At 74.7% G+C, this 14,865-nt stretch carries 10 protein-coding genes; 8 read left to right on the forward strand and 2 right to left on the reverse strand.

From position 1 onward, the window contains the following. The first annotated feature begins 1 nt into the window (after window position 1). The 5 genes from ACZOOI_RS27115 to ACZOOI_RS27135 all read left to right on the forward strand — a co-directional run bounded on the left by ACZOOI_RS27115 (window position 2) and on the right by ACZOOI_RS27135 (window position 8,954). Entirely contained in the window at window positions 2-169 is a 168-nt protein-coding gene (locus tag ACZOOI_RS27115) for a hypothetical protein (protein WP_465278289.1), read from the forward strand. Continuing rightward, entirely contained in the window at window positions 159-1,262 is a 1,104-nt protein-coding gene (cobC, locus tag ACZOOI_RS27120; protein WP_465278290.1) for an Rv2231c family pyridoxal phosphate-dependent protein CobC, read from the forward strand. Before ACZOOI_RS27115 ends, cobC begins: the two co-directional genes overlap by 11 nt. Then, on the forward strand, window positions 1,259-6,502 hold the full coding sequence (gene cobT, locus ACZOOI_RS27125; protein WP_465278291.1) for a nicotinate-nucleotide--dimethylbenzimidazole phosphoribosyltransferase: 5,244 nt from the start codon (window positions 1,259-1,261) through the stop codon (window positions 6,500-6,502). Before cobC ends, cobT begins: the two co-directional genes overlap by 4 nt. Window positions 6,503-6,723: 221 nt before the next feature. Continuing rightward, window positions 6,724-7,947 (forward strand): uroporphyrinogen-III C-methyltransferase, encoded by a 1,224-nt coding sequence (gene cobA / locus ACZOOI_RS27130; protein ID WP_465278292.1) that lies wholly within the window; start codon window positions 6,724-6,726, stop codon window positions 7,945-7,947. A gap of 215 nt (window positions 7,948-8,162) precedes the next feature. Then, entirely contained in the window at window positions 8,163-8,954 is a 792-nt protein-coding gene (locus ACZOOI_RS27135; protein ID WP_465281297.1) for a TrmH family RNA methyltransferase, read from the forward strand. A gap of 42 nt (window positions 8,955-8,996) precedes the next feature. Here ACZOOI_RS27135 and ACZOOI_RS27140 read toward each other — a convergent pair whose 3' ends face one another. Beyond that, complete coding sequence (locus ACZOOI_RS27140; protein ID WP_465278293.1) at window positions 8,997-9,890, reverse strand: hypothetical protein; 894 nt, start codon at window positions 9,888-9,890, stop codon at window positions 8,997-8,999. Window positions 9,891-10,302: 412 nt separating this feature from the next. Here ACZOOI_RS27140 and ACZOOI_RS27145 point away from each other — a divergent pair, with 412 nt between their 5' ends. Next, window positions 10,303-11,424 carry a DUF2637 domain-containing protein gene (locus ACZOOI_RS27145; protein WP_465278294.1) on the forward strand — a complete coding sequence of 374 codons (1,122 nt, stop codon included), beginning with the start codon at window positions 10,303-10,305 and terminating at the stop codon, window positions 11,422-11,424. Window positions 11,425-11,618: 194 nt separating this feature from the next. Here the strand turns inward: ACZOOI_RS27145 and ACZOOI_RS27150 are convergent, their stop codons facing one another. Beyond that, a complete protein-coding gene (locus tag ACZOOI_RS27150; RefSeq protein WP_465278295.1) occupies window positions 11,619-13,706 on the reverse strand; it encodes a serine/threonine-protein kinase in 2,088 nt (695 codons plus the stop codon). Between the two features lie 199 nt (window positions 13,707-13,905). On the opposite strand from ACZOOI_RS27150, the gene ACZOOI_RS27155 reads away from it, so the two are divergent. Both ACZOOI_RS27155 and ACZOOI_RS27160 read left to right on the forward strand, forming a co-directional pair. Then, window positions 13,906-14,133, forward strand: coding sequence for a hypothetical protein (locus tag ACZOOI_RS27155; protein WP_020548744.1), 228 nt, complete (start codon window positions 13,906-13,908; stop codon window positions 14,131-14,133). Between the two features lie 132 nt (window positions 14,134-14,265). Next, window positions 14,266-14,841, forward strand: a complete 576-nt coding sequence (locus ACZOOI_RS27160; RefSeq protein ID WP_465278296.1) for a phosphoribosyltransferase family protein — start codon at window positions 14,266-14,268, stop codon at window positions 14,839-14,841. The last annotated feature ends 24 nt before the right edge of the window (window positions 14,842-14,865 follow it).

Consider the following 14,865-nt stretch of genomic DNA (forward strand, 5'->3'; position numbering starts at 1 on the left):
GATGAGGCAGTCGATTTCGCACGGCAAACCGGTCGGGAAGTGCCGGCTCGCGGTCAACGCCGGGACCCCGGCCGTCGGACCGGGCACCATCACCACCATCATGGACACCAACGACACGGCGGGCAGGGGCACCGGGCAGGGGTACGGGAACCACGGACATGGGCAGTGACGCGATGACGGAACTCGACGGGCCCATTCCCGACGAACGGGACGGCACGCCGGGCGCGGGCGTTGCACCGGACGTGGACCTGCGCCACCACGGCGACGCGGAGATCGGGCCGGGACTGGTGGACCTCGCGGTCAACGTCCGGCTCGCGGCCCCGCCGGCGTGGCTCGTGCACCGCCTCGCCGCGAGCCTGGGCGACCTGGCCGCCTACCCCGACACGGGCCGGGCCCGGGCCGCCATCGCGGCCCGACACCGGCGCCCGATCGCCGAGGTGTTGCCCACGGCGGGCGCCGCCGAGGCGTTCGTGCTGCTCGCCCGGACCCTGGCCCCGCGACACGCGGTGGTCGTACACCCGCAGTTCACCGAGCCCGAGGCCGCGTTGCGGGCCGCCGGGCACACCGTGCACCGGGTACTGCTGGACGAGCGGGACGGCTTCGCCCTCGATCCGGCCCGGATTCCGGACGAGGCCGACCTGGTCGTCCTGGGCAACCCCACCAACCCCACCTCGGTCCTGCACCCGGCGGCCACGATCGCCGCCCTCGCGCGCCCCGGCCGGATCCTGGTGGTCGACGAGGCGTTCGCCGACACCATCCCCGGCGAACCCGAAAGCGTGGCCGACCGACGCGACCTGCCCGGGCTCGTGGTTGTGCGAAGTCTCACGAAAACCTGGGCGTTGGCCGGACTTCGAATCGGTTACGTCCTGGCTTCCCCGGATCTGGTGCGCATCCTCACGGACGCTCAGCCGTTGTGGTCGGTGTCGACACCGGCGTTGATCGCCGCCGAGGCGTGCTGCACGCCGGAGGCGCTCGCGCAGGCGGAGGCGTTGGCCGTTACGCTCGCGGCTGACCGTTCGTACCTCGTGGAGAGGCTGCGCACGGTTTCGGGGATGCGGCTACCGGTCGTTCCCCGTTCCTCGTTCGTGCTCGCGCGGATCGAGGGGGGCCCAGAGATCCGCGAGCAGCTGAGGGAGCGAGGCTACGCGGTTCGGCGGGCCGACACCTTTCCGGGCCTCGGCCCGGATTGGCTTCGGATCGCGGTGCGGGATCGTGCCACGACGCTGGCCTTCGCGGCTGCCCTGGAAGGAGTAGTTACATGAGCGAAGCCGACGAGCGCCGACCTGCCGGGGAGGGCGTGGGCCCTGCCCCCGCCAGGCACGCCGCCGGCACCGGCCCGGTGGGGGAACCGGCCGGTCCATACCCGTACGACGATCTGGACGACGAGGACTCGCTGTTGATGCCGGGGCCGCAGGCAGGCTGGGCCGACCCGAACGTGCCGGTACCGGCCGCGCCCGGGATGTCCCTGGCCGACCGCATGGCCGCGGCCGGCGACGACGCTTCGGGACAGGTTCCGGTACCGCCGGTCGAGCAGGCGTATGACGCCGTGCCCGGCCCGCAGTCCGGCATGTTCGCCGCGATGATCATCGACGAGCCGGAGCAGCCGGAGACCTATGTCGCGCCGATGACGGCCGGCCAGATCCCGTATCCGCCCGGCCCCATGACGCCGCATCAGGAAGTCCCGCAGCCGGTCCAGGGGTTCGGCCCCGGGGAGTACGGCGCGCCGCAGGGCGTGGCCGAGCCGTATCCGGCACCGGCCCAGGCAGTACCCGCGCAGGGCGGGCCGGCCCAGGCCGCGCCCGCCGCGCCGCCGGTGCAGGCGGCGCCCGTCGTACCGCCGCCCGCCGCGCCGCAGTTCGTGCAGCCGGTCGCCGTGCCACCGGTCGCCGAGTACGGCTCGGACGTGCCGCAGGGCGCGACCGGGGGCGAGGTGCCGTCGGGTGCGGCGCCGCATACGGCACCCGGCCCGCAGGCCGGTGCGTTCGTCGAACAGCCGGGCGTCACCGGCGGTCGGCTGCGTCAGCGCGTGCGCGCGGCGCAGAGCGTGGAGCAGCCGCAGCAGGCCCCGCAGTCGGCGGCCCCGCAGCCGCCGGCCCCCCCGCAGCCGGCCCCGCCGGTCGGCGGGAACCCGGCGGACACTCCGCCGTTCCCGGTCGCCGCCGCCGTGCCGCAGCGCACCACCCTGCCGCCACGGCGGCAGCGGCGGGTCGGCCGCGGCCCGGTGCCGCAGCAGACCGGTCCGCACAGTGGCGCACACCCGGTGGGCGACGCGGTGAACACCGGTATTCCGGCCCAGGCGACGCCGATGCAGGCGGTGCCGGTGGTACCGCCGCCGGTCGCGCCGCAGCCGGTCGAGCCGGCGCCTGCCGAGCCGGCGCCTGCCGAGCCCGCGCCTGCCGAGCCCGTCGCGGCTGCCGCCCCGGTCGAGCCGGTCGCAGCCGCCGCGCCGGTCGCGGAGCAGTCGCCGTCGCCGGTCGCGCCGGTGGCCGAGCCCGAGCGGGGAGTCACCGCGCCGGCCATACCGCAACCGTTGCCGGGCGTGCCGACGCAGCCCGCGCATCCCAGGTTCGTCCAGGCCGCGCCGGACGCGGTCGTCGACGCGCTGAGCGGGCCGAACGCGTCGCCGGCCACCGCACCCACGCCCGCCGCTGGCCCGATCGGCGGTGCGGAGGCGGCCGTTTCGGTGCCGCCGGGCGTGGCCGCAGTGGGTGGGGCCGACCCGGCGCAGCCGCAGGCGGTCGTGCCTGCGGCTGCGCCGGGATCCCAAGCGCCCGTCGACGCCGCGTCGGCGCCGGTTGGCGTCGAGGCCGGTCCGGTCGTGGCCGAGGCCGTGGTCGAACCCGCGCCGCCCGTCGCGGCGCAGCAGGACGACGCCGCACCGTCGGTACCGGCGGGGCAGGTGCCGCCGGCCGCGGCCGTGGTGCCGGAAGGCACCGGAAGTCGGCGACGCAAGCCCGAGAACGGCGCGGCGCCGGCCGATTCGGGTGAGCACGGGGCGATTCCCGCGGGAACGCCGATCGGCCCGGTGCCACCGCCGGAGTCGGAGGCCGTGCAGGTCGCCGAGCAGGCGGTCGGGCCGGTCGCGCCCGTTGCCGGGGTGGTCGCGGCGCCGGACGTGCCGCAGGCGAACGCGGGTTCGGCGGTGCCGGATGCGCCGGCGGAGGGTACGCCGGTCGCACCGCCCGTACCGGCGGAGCCCGTTGCGGCCGAGGGGCCGTCCGAGGGTTCGAACACGGCGCCGATCGCGGCCGACGCACCGCCCGTCGGTCCGGCAACCGGACCGCAGGCCGAGCCCGTTGCCGCCGTGGCGGTCGCGCCGGAGGCCGGCGCCGGCGAGTCGGCCGTCGAAAGTGCGGCGGCGGAGCCGGTGGTTCCGGAGCAGGGCGTGGTGCCGGCGGTGCCGAGTGCGGCCACCGGCGCGACGGAGCCGACCGCAACCACGGCGTCCGCCGAGCCGACCGCAACCACGGCGTCCGCCGAGCCGACCGCAACCACGGCGTCCGCCGAGCCGACCGCAACCACGGCGTCCGCCGAGCCGACCGCAACCACGGTGCCCGCCGAGCCGGTTGCCCCCTCCGGGCAGGCTGCTTCGGTCGCGCCGCCGCAGCCGGCCGGGCAGACCGAGTCGGCCGCGCAGCCCGTCTCCGCGGCGCAACCCGTGCCGCCGGTGGCGACCGGCCCGACCACGCCCGCCGAGCCGACCGGGCCGGCGGCCGAGACCGCGGCCGCGCCGGTCACGCCGACCGGGCAGCCCGCATCGGCCGAGCCCGTCGAGCAGCCCGCATCGGCCGCGCCGGACGGGGTCGTTCCGACCTCGGGCGAGCAGCCCGTGCCGGCGGCCGAGCAGGTGGGCGCGGCACCCGCCGCCGAGGCTGTCCCGGAGGCGCCCGCGGAGCAGCCCGCCGCCCCCGGCCCGGAGCCCGTCGCCGACGGTGCGCCGGTCGTGGTCGAAGCGGGCGATGCGTCCGCCGCGACGGCGCCCGTCGCAGCAGCGGACGACGCGTCGACCGAGGCCGCCCCGGCCCCGCTCCCGAACGCGGCGCCCGCCGTCGCGGTCCCGGCCGGATCGACCACCCGGTCCATCGCGGCGGAACTCCTCGCCGAGGAGATCCCCGCCCCGCCGAGCGCCGAGCACCCGGCGCCCGCGACGGCCCCCGAGCCCGTCGCGGTACCCACCGCGACCGGAACCGCGCCGCCTGCCGGCCCGGTCGAGGCCGGATCGGCCGCCGCCGGCCCGGCGGGTCCCCGTACGTCCGAGGAAAGCACCGCCATGCACGGCCCCCAGAGCACGCCCGGCGCCGAGCCCGATCGGCAGCCGCAGCCCGCGGTCGTCGCCGGGAGCGGCGAGATCCCCAGGATTCCGCCGCCGCCGGCCGAGCCGGTCGGCACCGCTCCGGCCGACGCCGCCCAGGGCGGGCAGGCCGACCCGGTCGCGCCCGAGACGCCCGCGCCGGCGGAGCCCGCAGGCGATGCGCCGGCGGACGCGCCGACCGACGACGACGCGGCGGCCGAGCCCGCCTCGGCGACCGCGGTCACCGTGGTGCTGCCCGCCGCCGAGCGGCCGGTCGCGGTCGAACCGGCAGCGGCGGCGGCCGATTCCGGGCCGGTGGCCCAGGATTCGGCGCCGGAGGCGGTTGCCGCCGCACCCACCGACGAGCCTCGGGACCCGGCCACGCCGGAGCCGGGACAGCAGTCGCAGTCGCAACCGCAGTCGGAGTCGGAGCCGGACGCCCAGGCGGAGCCCGAGCCCGAGGTCGAGCGCGGCCCCGCCGCTCCCGGCTACGACGACGCGGCGCGCGAGGCGGTGCATCGGGTGATGCGCGAGCGCCGGGACGTCCGGGCCGGGTTCCGGCCCGACCCGGTGCCGGACGACGTCCTGGTCCGGGTGCTGGAGGCCGCGCACGCGGCGCCCAGCGTCGGTTATTCGCAGCCGTGGGACTTCGTGGTGATCCGCTCCGAGGAGACCCGGGTCACCGTCCAGGAACTGGCCCAGCGCCAGCGTGAGGCGTACGCCACCTCGCTGCCCAAGGCCCGGGCCAAGCAGTTCCTGGAGATCAAGGTCGAGGCGATCCTGGAGACCCCGGTCAACATCGTGGTCACCGTGGACTCCACACGCGGCGGTCGGCACACCCTGGGCCGGCACACCCAGCCGCAGATGGGCCCCTACTCCAGCGCGCTCGCGGTGGAGAACCTGTGGCTGGCCGCCCGGGCCGAGGGCCTGGGCGTCGGCTGGGTGAGCTTCTTCGACGAGCGCGAGCTGGCCACGGCGCTGGGTCTGCCCGACCACATCGACGTGGTCGCCTACCTGTGCGTCGGCTACGTGGACGCGTTCCCGGACGAGCCGGAGCTGGCCACCTCGGGATGGGCCAGGGCCCGGCCGCTGTCGTGGGTGGTGCACGAGGAGACCTACGGTCGGCGCGGCCTGCCCGGCGAGGAGCCGGTCAGCCTGCTCGACGAGACGCTCCGGTCGGTGCGTCCGCTCGACGCCAAGGCGCTGGGCGCGGCGTGGGAGCACCAGCGCAACATGACCAAGCCGCCCGGCTCGCTGGGCATCCTGGAGACGATCGGCGCGCAGTTGTCCGGCCTGGCCCGGACCTTCCCGCCGCCCGTCCCCGAGCCCGCCGCGGTCGCGGTGTTCGCCGCCGACCACGGGGTGCACGCGCAGGGCGTGTCGCCGTGGCCGCAGGAGGTCACCGCGCAGATGGTGGGCAACTTCCTCGCCGGCGGCGCCGTGGTCAACGCGTTCGCCAAGCAGATCGGCGTCGAGGTGTGCGTCGTGGACGTCGGAGTCGCGACCGAGTTGCCGAACGCGACCGGACTGCTGCCGCGCCGGATCCGGCCGGGCACCGCGGACATGACCCAGGGCCCCGCGATGACCCGCGAGGAGGCCATCGCGGCGATCGAGGTCGGCATCGAGACGGCCCGCGACCTGGTCACGGCCGGCAACCGGGGGCTGCTCACCGGCGACATGGGGATCGCGAACACGACCGCGTCCGCCGCGCTGATCTCGGTGTTCACCGGCGTGGAGGTCGCCGAGGTGACCGGTCGCGGGACCGGCATCGACGATGCCACCCACCGGCGCAAGATCGAGGTGGTCAAGGCGGCGCTGGCGCGGCACGAACCCGATCCCGGCGACCCGATCGGCGTATTGGCCGCGATCGGCGGCCTGGAACACGCGGCGCTCGCCGGGTTCATCATCGGCGCGGCGGCGTTGCGCGTACCGGTCGTGCTCGACGGGGTGATCGCCGGTGCGGCGGCCCTGGTCGCGCAGGCGATCGCGCCGGAGGCCATCCAGGCGTGCGTCGCGGGTCACCGTTCGGCCGAACCCGGCCATGCGGCGGCCCTGGCGAAGTTGTCGCTGCGTCCGCTGGTCGAGTTGGAGATGCGGCTCGGCGAGGGCACCGGCGCGGTGCTCGCGCTGCCGCTGGTGCAGAGCGCGGTCCGCGTCCTGCACGATGTGGCGACGTTCGACTCGGCGGGAGTCAGCGGCAAAACCGACTGATTTCGACCCCCGCCCGCAGCAGCCGAAGGGCACCTCCGCCACGATGGAGTGGCGGAGGTGCCCTTTCCGCGCGGAAAAACCGCCGAGGCGACGGCCGGACCGACCCCGGAGCGATACCGGGGCCGCGAGGGACCGAGGCCGGAGCGGTACCGATTCGTGCACCGGAAGACCGAGCAACACCGTACGCAGCGCACCCCGCCCCACCCGGAAAAGTGAGAACGATGTCCCGACTCCCTGGTCCTCCCGCCTATCCCGCCGGCCTGCGTCTGGAAGGACGCCGGGTCGTCGTGGTCGGCGCCGGTACGGTCGCCCAGCGCCGACTGCCCGCCCTGCTCGACGCGGGCGCGGACGTGCTCGTGGTCGCCCCCGAGGCGACCCCGGCGGTCGAGGGCATGGCGACCGCCGGCGAGCTGCGTTGGGCGCCGCGCGCCTACGCGCCCGGTGACCTGGACGGCGCGTGGTACGCGCTGGCCGCAACCGACGTGGCCGAGGTCAACGAGGCGGTGGCCGCCGACGCCGAGGCGCTGCGGGTGTTCTGCGTGCGCTGTGACGACGCGTCGCACGCCAGCGCATGGACGCCGGCGAGCGGCCGGCACGACGGCCTGACCGTGGCGGTGCTGGCTGGCGGTGACCCGCGGCGTGCGGCGGGCGTGCGGGATCGCATCGTCGAGGGCCTGCACGACGGCTCGCTGGCCGCCCGGGGGGAGCGCCCGGTCGGCGCGCTGCCCGGAGTGGCCCTGGTCGGTGGTGGCCCCGGCGACCCGGACCTGATCACCGTGCGCGGGCGGCGACTGCTCGCCGAGGCCGACGTGGTGATCGCCGACCGGCTGGGCCCGCGCGCGCTGCTGGGCGAGCTGCCGCCGCACGTCGAGGTGATCGACGCGGCGAAGATCCCGTACGGGCGGGCGATGGCCCAGGAGGCGATCAACGACGCGATGATCGAGCACGCCAAGGCGGGCCGGTTCGTGGTCCGGCTCAAGGGCGGCGACAACTACGTCTTCGGCCGCGGCTTCGAGGAGGCGCTCGCATGCGCCGAGGCGGGCGTGCCGTGCCAGGTGGTGCCCGGGATCACGAGCGCCATCTCGGTGCCCGCGATAGCCGGCATCCCGGTCACCCACCGGGGTGTGGCGCACGAGTTCGCCGTGGTGTCGGGGCATGTCGCGCCCGAGGACCCGCGCTCGCTCGTGGACTGGGCGGCGCTGGCCCGCCTGCGCGGGACACTGGTGTTGCTGATGGCCGTGGAGCGACTCGGGCCGATCACCTCGGCGCTGCTGGCGCACGGGCGCGCGGGGACGACTCCGGTGGCGGTGATCCAGGAGGGCACGATGGCCACCCAGCGGGTGCTTCGTACGTCGTTGGCCGCGGCGGCGCAGGACGTGGTCGCGGCGGGGATCAGGCCGCCGGCGATCGTCGTGATCGGCGACGTGGTGGCGCTCACCGACTGACGCACGCAGGCAGCCCCGAGCCGGGATCGGGTCGGCTGCATCGCGTGCCCTCGAACTCCGGGCCGACCGCCGGGATGCGTCCGGCAGTCGGTTCGGTTGTCCGCAAGCGTCGGACGGGCTGTCGGGATGCCGGCTCCGGGTGAGTTCTGTGTCCCTTGGATGCCCACGCGGATGCGCCACGGCGCGGCTGGGACACTGGGGCCGTGCCCGTGATCATGCTCGACGACCCCGCCGACCCGCGCCTCGTCGACTACACCGACCTGACCGACGTGGAACTGCGCCGCCGCCGCGAACCGGCCGAGGGGCTGTTCATGGCGGAGGGCGAGAAGGTGATCCGCCGCGCGCTCGCGGCGGGTTACCCGATGCGCTCCATGCTGCTGTCCCAGCGCTGGATCGAGACCATGACGGATGTGATCGAGGCCGCCGCCGCGCCGGTGTACGTGGGCAGCCCCGAGGTGGTCGAGCGGGTGACCGGCTATCAGGTGCATCGCGGCGCGCTCGCCTCGATGGGCCGCAAGCCGTTGCCGGCGGCTGCGGACGTGGTGGCCGGCGCGCGCCGGGTCGCGGTCCTGGAGGGGGTGAACGACCACACCAACGTGGGCGCGATCTTCCGCGGCGCGGCGGCCCTGGGCATGGACGCCGTGCTGTTGTCGCCGGATTGTGCGGATCCGCTGTACCGGCGTTCGGTCAAGGTCTCGATGGGTGCCGTGTTCTCGGTGCCCTACGCCCGGCTGGAGCCGTGGCCGGGCGGGCTCGACGTGCTGCGCGGCGCCGGTCTGACACTGCTCGCGATGACTCCCGCCGAGGGGTCGGTGGCGCTGCACGAACTGCCGCCGGCGGACCTGGACCGGTGTGCGCTGATGCTCGGCGCCGAGGGTCCCGGCCTGACCGCGAAGGCGCTCGCCGCGGCCGATCGACTCGTGCGGATCCCGATGTCGCACGGGGTCGACTCGCTGAATGTGGGTGCCGCGGCGGCGGTCGCCTTCTACGCGGTGAGCTACGGCTGAGCCGCGGCCCCGGACGGGTCGGCCGCCTCGCCGGGCGCGGCTTCATTCATCGGCGGGGATGTTCGCCAGGCGCTCGAACGAGGACTCGCCGGAGCGCTCGATCTCGTTGATCGAACGGGTCTGGTAGAGCGCCGGCCGACGCAGGACGCGCCGCCCGCGCATGCGCCGTTCGCGGATCTCGGTGCCCCGGACCCAGATGTGCCGGCGGATCAGGTCGCCCTCGTGGGGGCCCGGGCCGGTGCCCCGGTCCGGCGGCACCGGCAGCGCCTCGATCTCGCGGCGTGCGGTGCGCGCGGCGCTGACCCGGCGCCGGTAGTCGTGGAAGACCTGGAACTCGTAGTGGTGCAGGTACTCGTAGGCCATCGGCACCTCGACGGACACCGCCAGGCTCGCGATCGACACCGCGTCGCGCAGCAGGGCTCCGGTGGTTCCGGGCACTACCAACAGGCCATCGTGCACCGCGTGGTACGGCTTCCGCTTGTGCCGGCGCTCGCGTTCCCAGTCCCAGGGCGGCTCCGGATGCTCGCGCTGCCAGGTCGCGCGGGCGGCGAGCGCGGCGGTCAGCCCGTGGGTCTGCCAACGAACGGTGCCGTCCGGCGGGCCGAGTGTGGGCAACAACCGGCGCAACCCGCGTGCGGCCCGGCCGCCGAACGGGGTGCGCTCGGTCGCGAACAGCACGATCGGCAGCGAGGGTTCGGCCTCGAAGGGAGTCGGGTCCAGGAACCGCCGGTCGATCACCACGAGGGTGTTCTCGTGCCGGTCGTAGGCCAGGCCCCACAGGAGTCGGGCGAACAGGCGTGCCCCGGCCTGGTCGGACAACACGTGCCAACAGTCGTGGAAGTGGTTGACGGCGAACCGGGTCGTGGTGGACGGTCGCAATGTGATCAGCGTGTAGGGCCGTCCGTCCAGGTAGGCAACGGTCCGATGCAGTTTCATCCGATCACTCGCGTCCGGATTCACACCTGAACGTGAGCGTTTGCGCGGTTGGTTGGTAGTGATCCGCTTCCCTCTTTCTTGCGTTTCTTGGGGTATTTCTTCCGATCACGCGGAATTGGGCGGTAGGACCTTCCCTGATTTCTCCCACGACATGCCGATCGTGTCATGCCAATTTCGATCGAATGTGATCTTGGACTAGCGTGTGCGCGGAAGTGCAGTACGGTCGAGCGTCGCCCTAATTGGCGCAGTGGCCTGTTGGGGTCGCACGGGCGGCCGAAAAGGTGGTTGTGCAGGGGAATGTCCTGTCACCCACACGCGGGATATTCGGTGGATTCGACCCGCACCAGGCGAAATTCCGCCAGTATGGGGCGCCGCGCAATCGGATCAGGAACGGGAAGCGAGGCATAGCTCGTTGGAGATCATGGGTGTACCCCTGGCCTGGGCCCTCGTCGGCTTGGCGGAACTGGTCGCCCTTATGGCGCTTGTGGCGTATCTGGTCGTCCGACGCCGCAAGGTCGACGCGACGGATACCGGGGAAGGATCCGACAGCTGGGAGCGTGAGCAGGACCGCCGGCGGCGCAAGGAACTGATGTACGGCGTCGCCTCGTACACCCTGCTGTTCGTCTGTGCCGGTGTCGCGGCCGCGCTGTCGTTCCACGGCCTGGTCGGCTTCGGCCGGGAGAACCTCGGGTTGGCCAACGGCTGGGAATACCTGGTGCCGTTCGGGCTCGACGGGGCGGCGATGTTCTGCTCCGTGCTCGCGGTGCGCGAGGCCAGCCACGGTGACGCGGCGCTCGGCTCACGGATACTGGTCTGGACGTTCGCGGGTGCCTCGGCCTGGTTCAACTGGGTGCACGCGCCGCGCGGCGACATGCACGCCGGTGCGCCGCAGTTCTTCGCCGGCATGTCGCTCTCCGCGGCCGTCCTGTTCGACCGCGCGCTCAAGCAGACCCGTCGGGCCGCGTTGCGCGAACAGGGCCTGGTTCCCCGTCCGTTGCCGCAGATTCGGATCGTGCGATGGCTGCGTGCCCCGCACGAGACGTTCAACGCGTGGTCGCTCATGCTGCTCGAAGGCGTGCGCACCCTCGACGAGGCCGTCGAGGAGGTCCGCGAGGACAAGCGGGCCAAGCAGGACGACCGCGAGCGTCGGCGGATCGACGGCAAGCGGGAGCGGGCGCAGCTCAAGGCGCTCAGTCGCGGTGAGGGCGGTGGCGGGCACTTCGGCCGCCGCGGCGCCGCGCGTCAGGAAATGGCTGCTCTGCCGGGAGGTGGCGGCTCCGAAGCACTCTCGGAGCCTGCTATAGCCGGAAACGACGTTTCCGGCCACGGCGGCTCAGCCGACTCGAACAACCCTGCCGGCCGTCCGGCTCTTGCCCCCTCCGCGCGAGCGAGCGAACTCCCGGCGGCGACTGCCGGCACCGGTGGCGAGCGGCGTGACGTCATCGACCTCACCGCCGAGGACGACACCATGACGCTGCCCCGGCTCGACTCGCTGGAGCGCAAACTGAAGGACCTGGAGCGCCAGTTCGGCTGAGCCCGGACAGTGCGATCCGACCCGACGAGATGTGATCCGATACGAGAAGGGGCACCCGGCTTGGCCGGGTGCCCCTTCTCGCGCGTGGTGTGCGTCGTGCGTGCGGGTCGCCTCCTCGTGCGGCGGCCTCGGGTGTGCGGCCCGGTGCGCATGTGGGCGTCGGACCGGCCGGCGACAGCGTGTGTGCTGCCCGCTCAGACTCCGGCCGGGACCAGGACGCCGTCGGGGCCGACCACGTAGCGGGTGGTCACGTCGGCGATGTCCACATAGGACTGGATGCGCACGATCGCACCCTCGGCCACCGTCCAGCGGGTGGCCACCGCCTGCGGATCGGCGGCTGCGGCCAGCGCCGCCACGGCGATCGGCGTGCCGTCGGCGAACCGGTAGAGCTCGACCAGGTGGGTCGGCGGGCCGCCCGCACCGGGGGAGCGGGTGAGCACCACGACCGCGGCCGGTGCGCCGTCCAGGCTTGCCGGGAGCACGTCGCCGAGGGTGATCCGGTCGCTGCCGACCACCGCCGAGCCGTCGGCGAGGGTGACGGTGGCGCCGCCGGCGGAGGGGTCCGCGTAGGTGCGGTCGGACCAGTCGGCGATCGGGATCGAGCCGTGCGCCGGACCGATCCGGAACGCGCCCGGGCCCGGCGGCGGTGGAGCGGGCTGGGCGACGGTCGAGGTCTTGGCGTCGTCGCCGTCGTCCCCACCGTCGTTCTGGAACGCGGCGATGGCCAAGGCGGCGATGGCGGTCACCACGACGAAGACGATCAACTGCTGGATCAGCAACCGCCGTCGGTCCTCGGGCCGACGTCGGCGGGGCGTGCCGCCGACGACGGCACCGGCGCGCGAGCGCGGTCCGTGATCGACCCGGCCGGCCCGCTTGGGGTCCGGGCGATCGGCGCGGTCCGCACGCTCCTGCCGGTCCGGGACGGCGCCGCGCGTCGGCTCGTTGCGCTCGGCACGCTCGTTGCGGTCACCTCGCTCGCCACGTTCACCGCGGGGGAGGTCGTGCCGCCCGGAGTCGTGCCGTCCCCCCTCGTGGCGTGCGTCGTGCCGCCCGGCCTCGGCCCGGCCCGGCTCGTGCCGCACCGGTTCCGCCCGCCCGGCCTCCACCGCCCGCCCGTCGTGCCCGCGCCCCTCGTGCGCCCGTGCGTCCGGTCGCCCACCGTCGGGCCGGGTCGACTCGTGCCGGCTCGACTCGGGCCGGCTCGTCGAACGCCCCTCGACCGGCACCCGACCCGACTCCGCCCGGCCGGACTCGGCCCGGCTCGCCGTGGATCGGTCGGCGCGGGTGTCCTCGCCCCGGCGCGCGCCGTCCCGGCGGGCCGCTTCACGCCTGGCCCGGTCCCGCTCGCGGCCCGGGGACGCGGCCGTCGGGCCGCCGTCGGGCCGGCCCGCGACCGAGGCCGAACCCGCGACCGCCGCGGCCGGTGTCACCGCCGACCCACGGCCCGATGCACCGCGTTCGGCCTCGCGTTGGCGAGCGATCGCGGCCAGTCGTTCGCGTACCTGTTCGGCGGACGGTCGCATCCGGGGGTCCTTGGACAGGCAGGCCGAGATCAACGGCACCACCTGCTCGGGCACCCCCTCCAGATCCGGTTCCTCGTGCACGACGCGGTACAGCAGCGCGTCCACCGGCCCCGACCCGAACGGCGGTGCGCCGCGGCCCGCGTAGGCCAGCGTGACGCCGAGCGCGAATATGTCGGTGGCCGGCGTCACGGTCTGCCCGCGGACCTGCTCGGGGGCCAGAAATCCCGGTGAGCCGACCGCGGTTCCGGTCACCGTCAGGGTGCCGGCGCCGTCCGCGTAGGCGATGCCGAAGTCGATGATCTGCGGCCCGTCGGGGGACAGCAGGATGTTGGACGGCTTCACGTCGCGGTGCACCACGCCGACCGCGTGCACGGACACCAGACCGTCGGCCACCGCCGAGCCGACCCGTGCCAGGTCCAGACAGCCCAGCGGGCCGCGCTCGCCGACCCGGCGCTGCAGCGAGGGGCCGGGCACGTAGACCGTGGCCAGCCACGGGCGGTCGGCGCTCGCGTCGGCGTCCACCAGCGCGGCGGTGCGATTGCCGCGGACCATCCGGGCGGCGTCCACCTCGCGGGCGAACCGCGAGCGGAACTCCGGGTTTCCGGCCAGCTCTTGGCGGATCAGCTTGAGCGCGACGCGGTTTCCGTGCCGGTCCACGCCGAGGTAGACCACACCCATGCCGCCGGCGCCGAGACGACGCAGCAACCGATAGGAACCGACGATGCGCGGATCCTGCCGTCGCAGCCGCACCATCGTCATGTGTGCCCGATCCCCTCGCGTGGTGCCGTCGTCCGGGTGTCGTGTGCCCGAATCCCCTGTGTGCGACACACGTTAGAGGAACCCCGGTGCCCGACGCGGTAAGGCGCCCCGGAGTCGGGGCCGGACCACCCCCATCGGGGAGACGGTCGATGTCGGACCTGTGGGAGAAGATGGGGGTAATCGGTCGAAGGGGGCGCAGATGAAGGGCGATCGGGTCGAGATAGTGGTCGACGCGGGCGACAGCACCAAGACCTACGAGATGACCGCGACGCGTGCGGGACGCCGGCTGGATGTCGCGGTCCGGCGCGGTGTCGTCGAGGTGAGCGAACTGACCCGGACGGGCACCGTGGTGCGCACCGCGCGCTTCATGGCCAGTCGGGTACTCGCGCTGGTCGAACAGCCGTTGGACCGTCCCGGCGCGGACTGACCGCGGGCCCGGGCGGCCGGTCGAGTGCGGGCCGCCCGGGGCGGGTTCGCGGATCGCGCCCGCCCGCACCGGTAGCCTGTCCGGTCGAGATCCGGACGTGCCGGTGCGGGAACGGAAACGGGGTGCACCGAGGTGACGAGTCGTCAGGGCAGCGTGGAAGCCATCGCGCGGCGACTCGCGGACGCGTTCACCTGGCAGGAGACCCCGTGGGGCACCTTCGCCGACGTCTCCGGCTGGTGGCACGATCCCGAGGTGCTCGCCATGCTCGGTCCCGGGCTCGGCGCGCTGCACGCGGACGCGCGGCCCACGCTGATCGTCGGCATCGAGACCCGCGGGCTGGTCCTGGGGCCGATCACGGCGCTGCACCTGGGCGTCGGCTTCGTCGAGATCCGCAAGGATCGGCGCATCCTCGGCGACGGCCGACGGCCCGGCGACGACCCCATGCTGCGCGCCGCCACCCCGCCCGAATACCAGGACGGCGGCCTCACGTTGGCGGTCCCGAGCCGGCTGTTCCGACCGGGCGATCGAGTGCTCCTGGTCGACGAGTGGATCGAGACCGGTGCGCAGGCCGGCGCCGTGCGGCGGATGGTCACCGAGGCCGGCGCCGAGTGGATCGGCGCGGCGGTCGTGGTGGACGCGTGCGCGCCGCACGTGCGAGCCCGACTGGGCGTGCGCGGGCTGCTCGGCGAGGACGACCTGCCGGCCTGACCCCGGATCCGGCCGCGCCGGCGC

The organism is Embleya sp. L77 (assembly GCF_055557415.1).

Coding starts and splice junctions, on each gene's coding strand:
- ACZOOI_RS27140 (WP_465278293.1), bottom strand. CDS start 9,890: ATGAAACTGCATCGGACCGTTGCCTACCTGGACGGACGGCCCTACACG.
- ACZOOI_RS27155 (WP_020548744.1), top strand. CDS start 13,906: ATGAAGGGCGATCGGGTCGAGATAGTGGTCGACGCGGGCGACAGCACC.
- cobC (WP_465278290.1), top strand. CDS start 159: ATGGGCAGTGACGCGATGACGGAACTCGACGGGCCCATTCCCGACGAA.
- cobT (WP_465278291.1), top strand. CDS start 1,259: ATGAGCGAAGCCGACGAGCGCCGACCTGCCGGGGAGGGCGTGGGCCCT.
- cobA (WP_465278292.1), top strand. CDS start 6,724: ATGTCCCGACTCCCTGGTCCTCCCGCCTATCCCGCCGGCCTGCGTCTG.
- ACZOOI_RS27115 (WP_465278289.1), top strand. CDS start 2: ATGAGGCAGTCGATTTCGCACGGCAAACCGGTCGGGAAGTGCCGGCTC.
- ACZOOI_RS27135 (WP_465281297.1), top strand. CDS start 8,163: ATGCTCGACGACCCCGCCGACCCGCGCCTCGTCGACTACACCGACCTG.
- ACZOOI_RS27150 (WP_465278295.1), bottom strand. CDS start 13,706: ATGACGATGGTGCGGCTGCGACGGCAGGATCCGCGCATCGTCGGTTCC.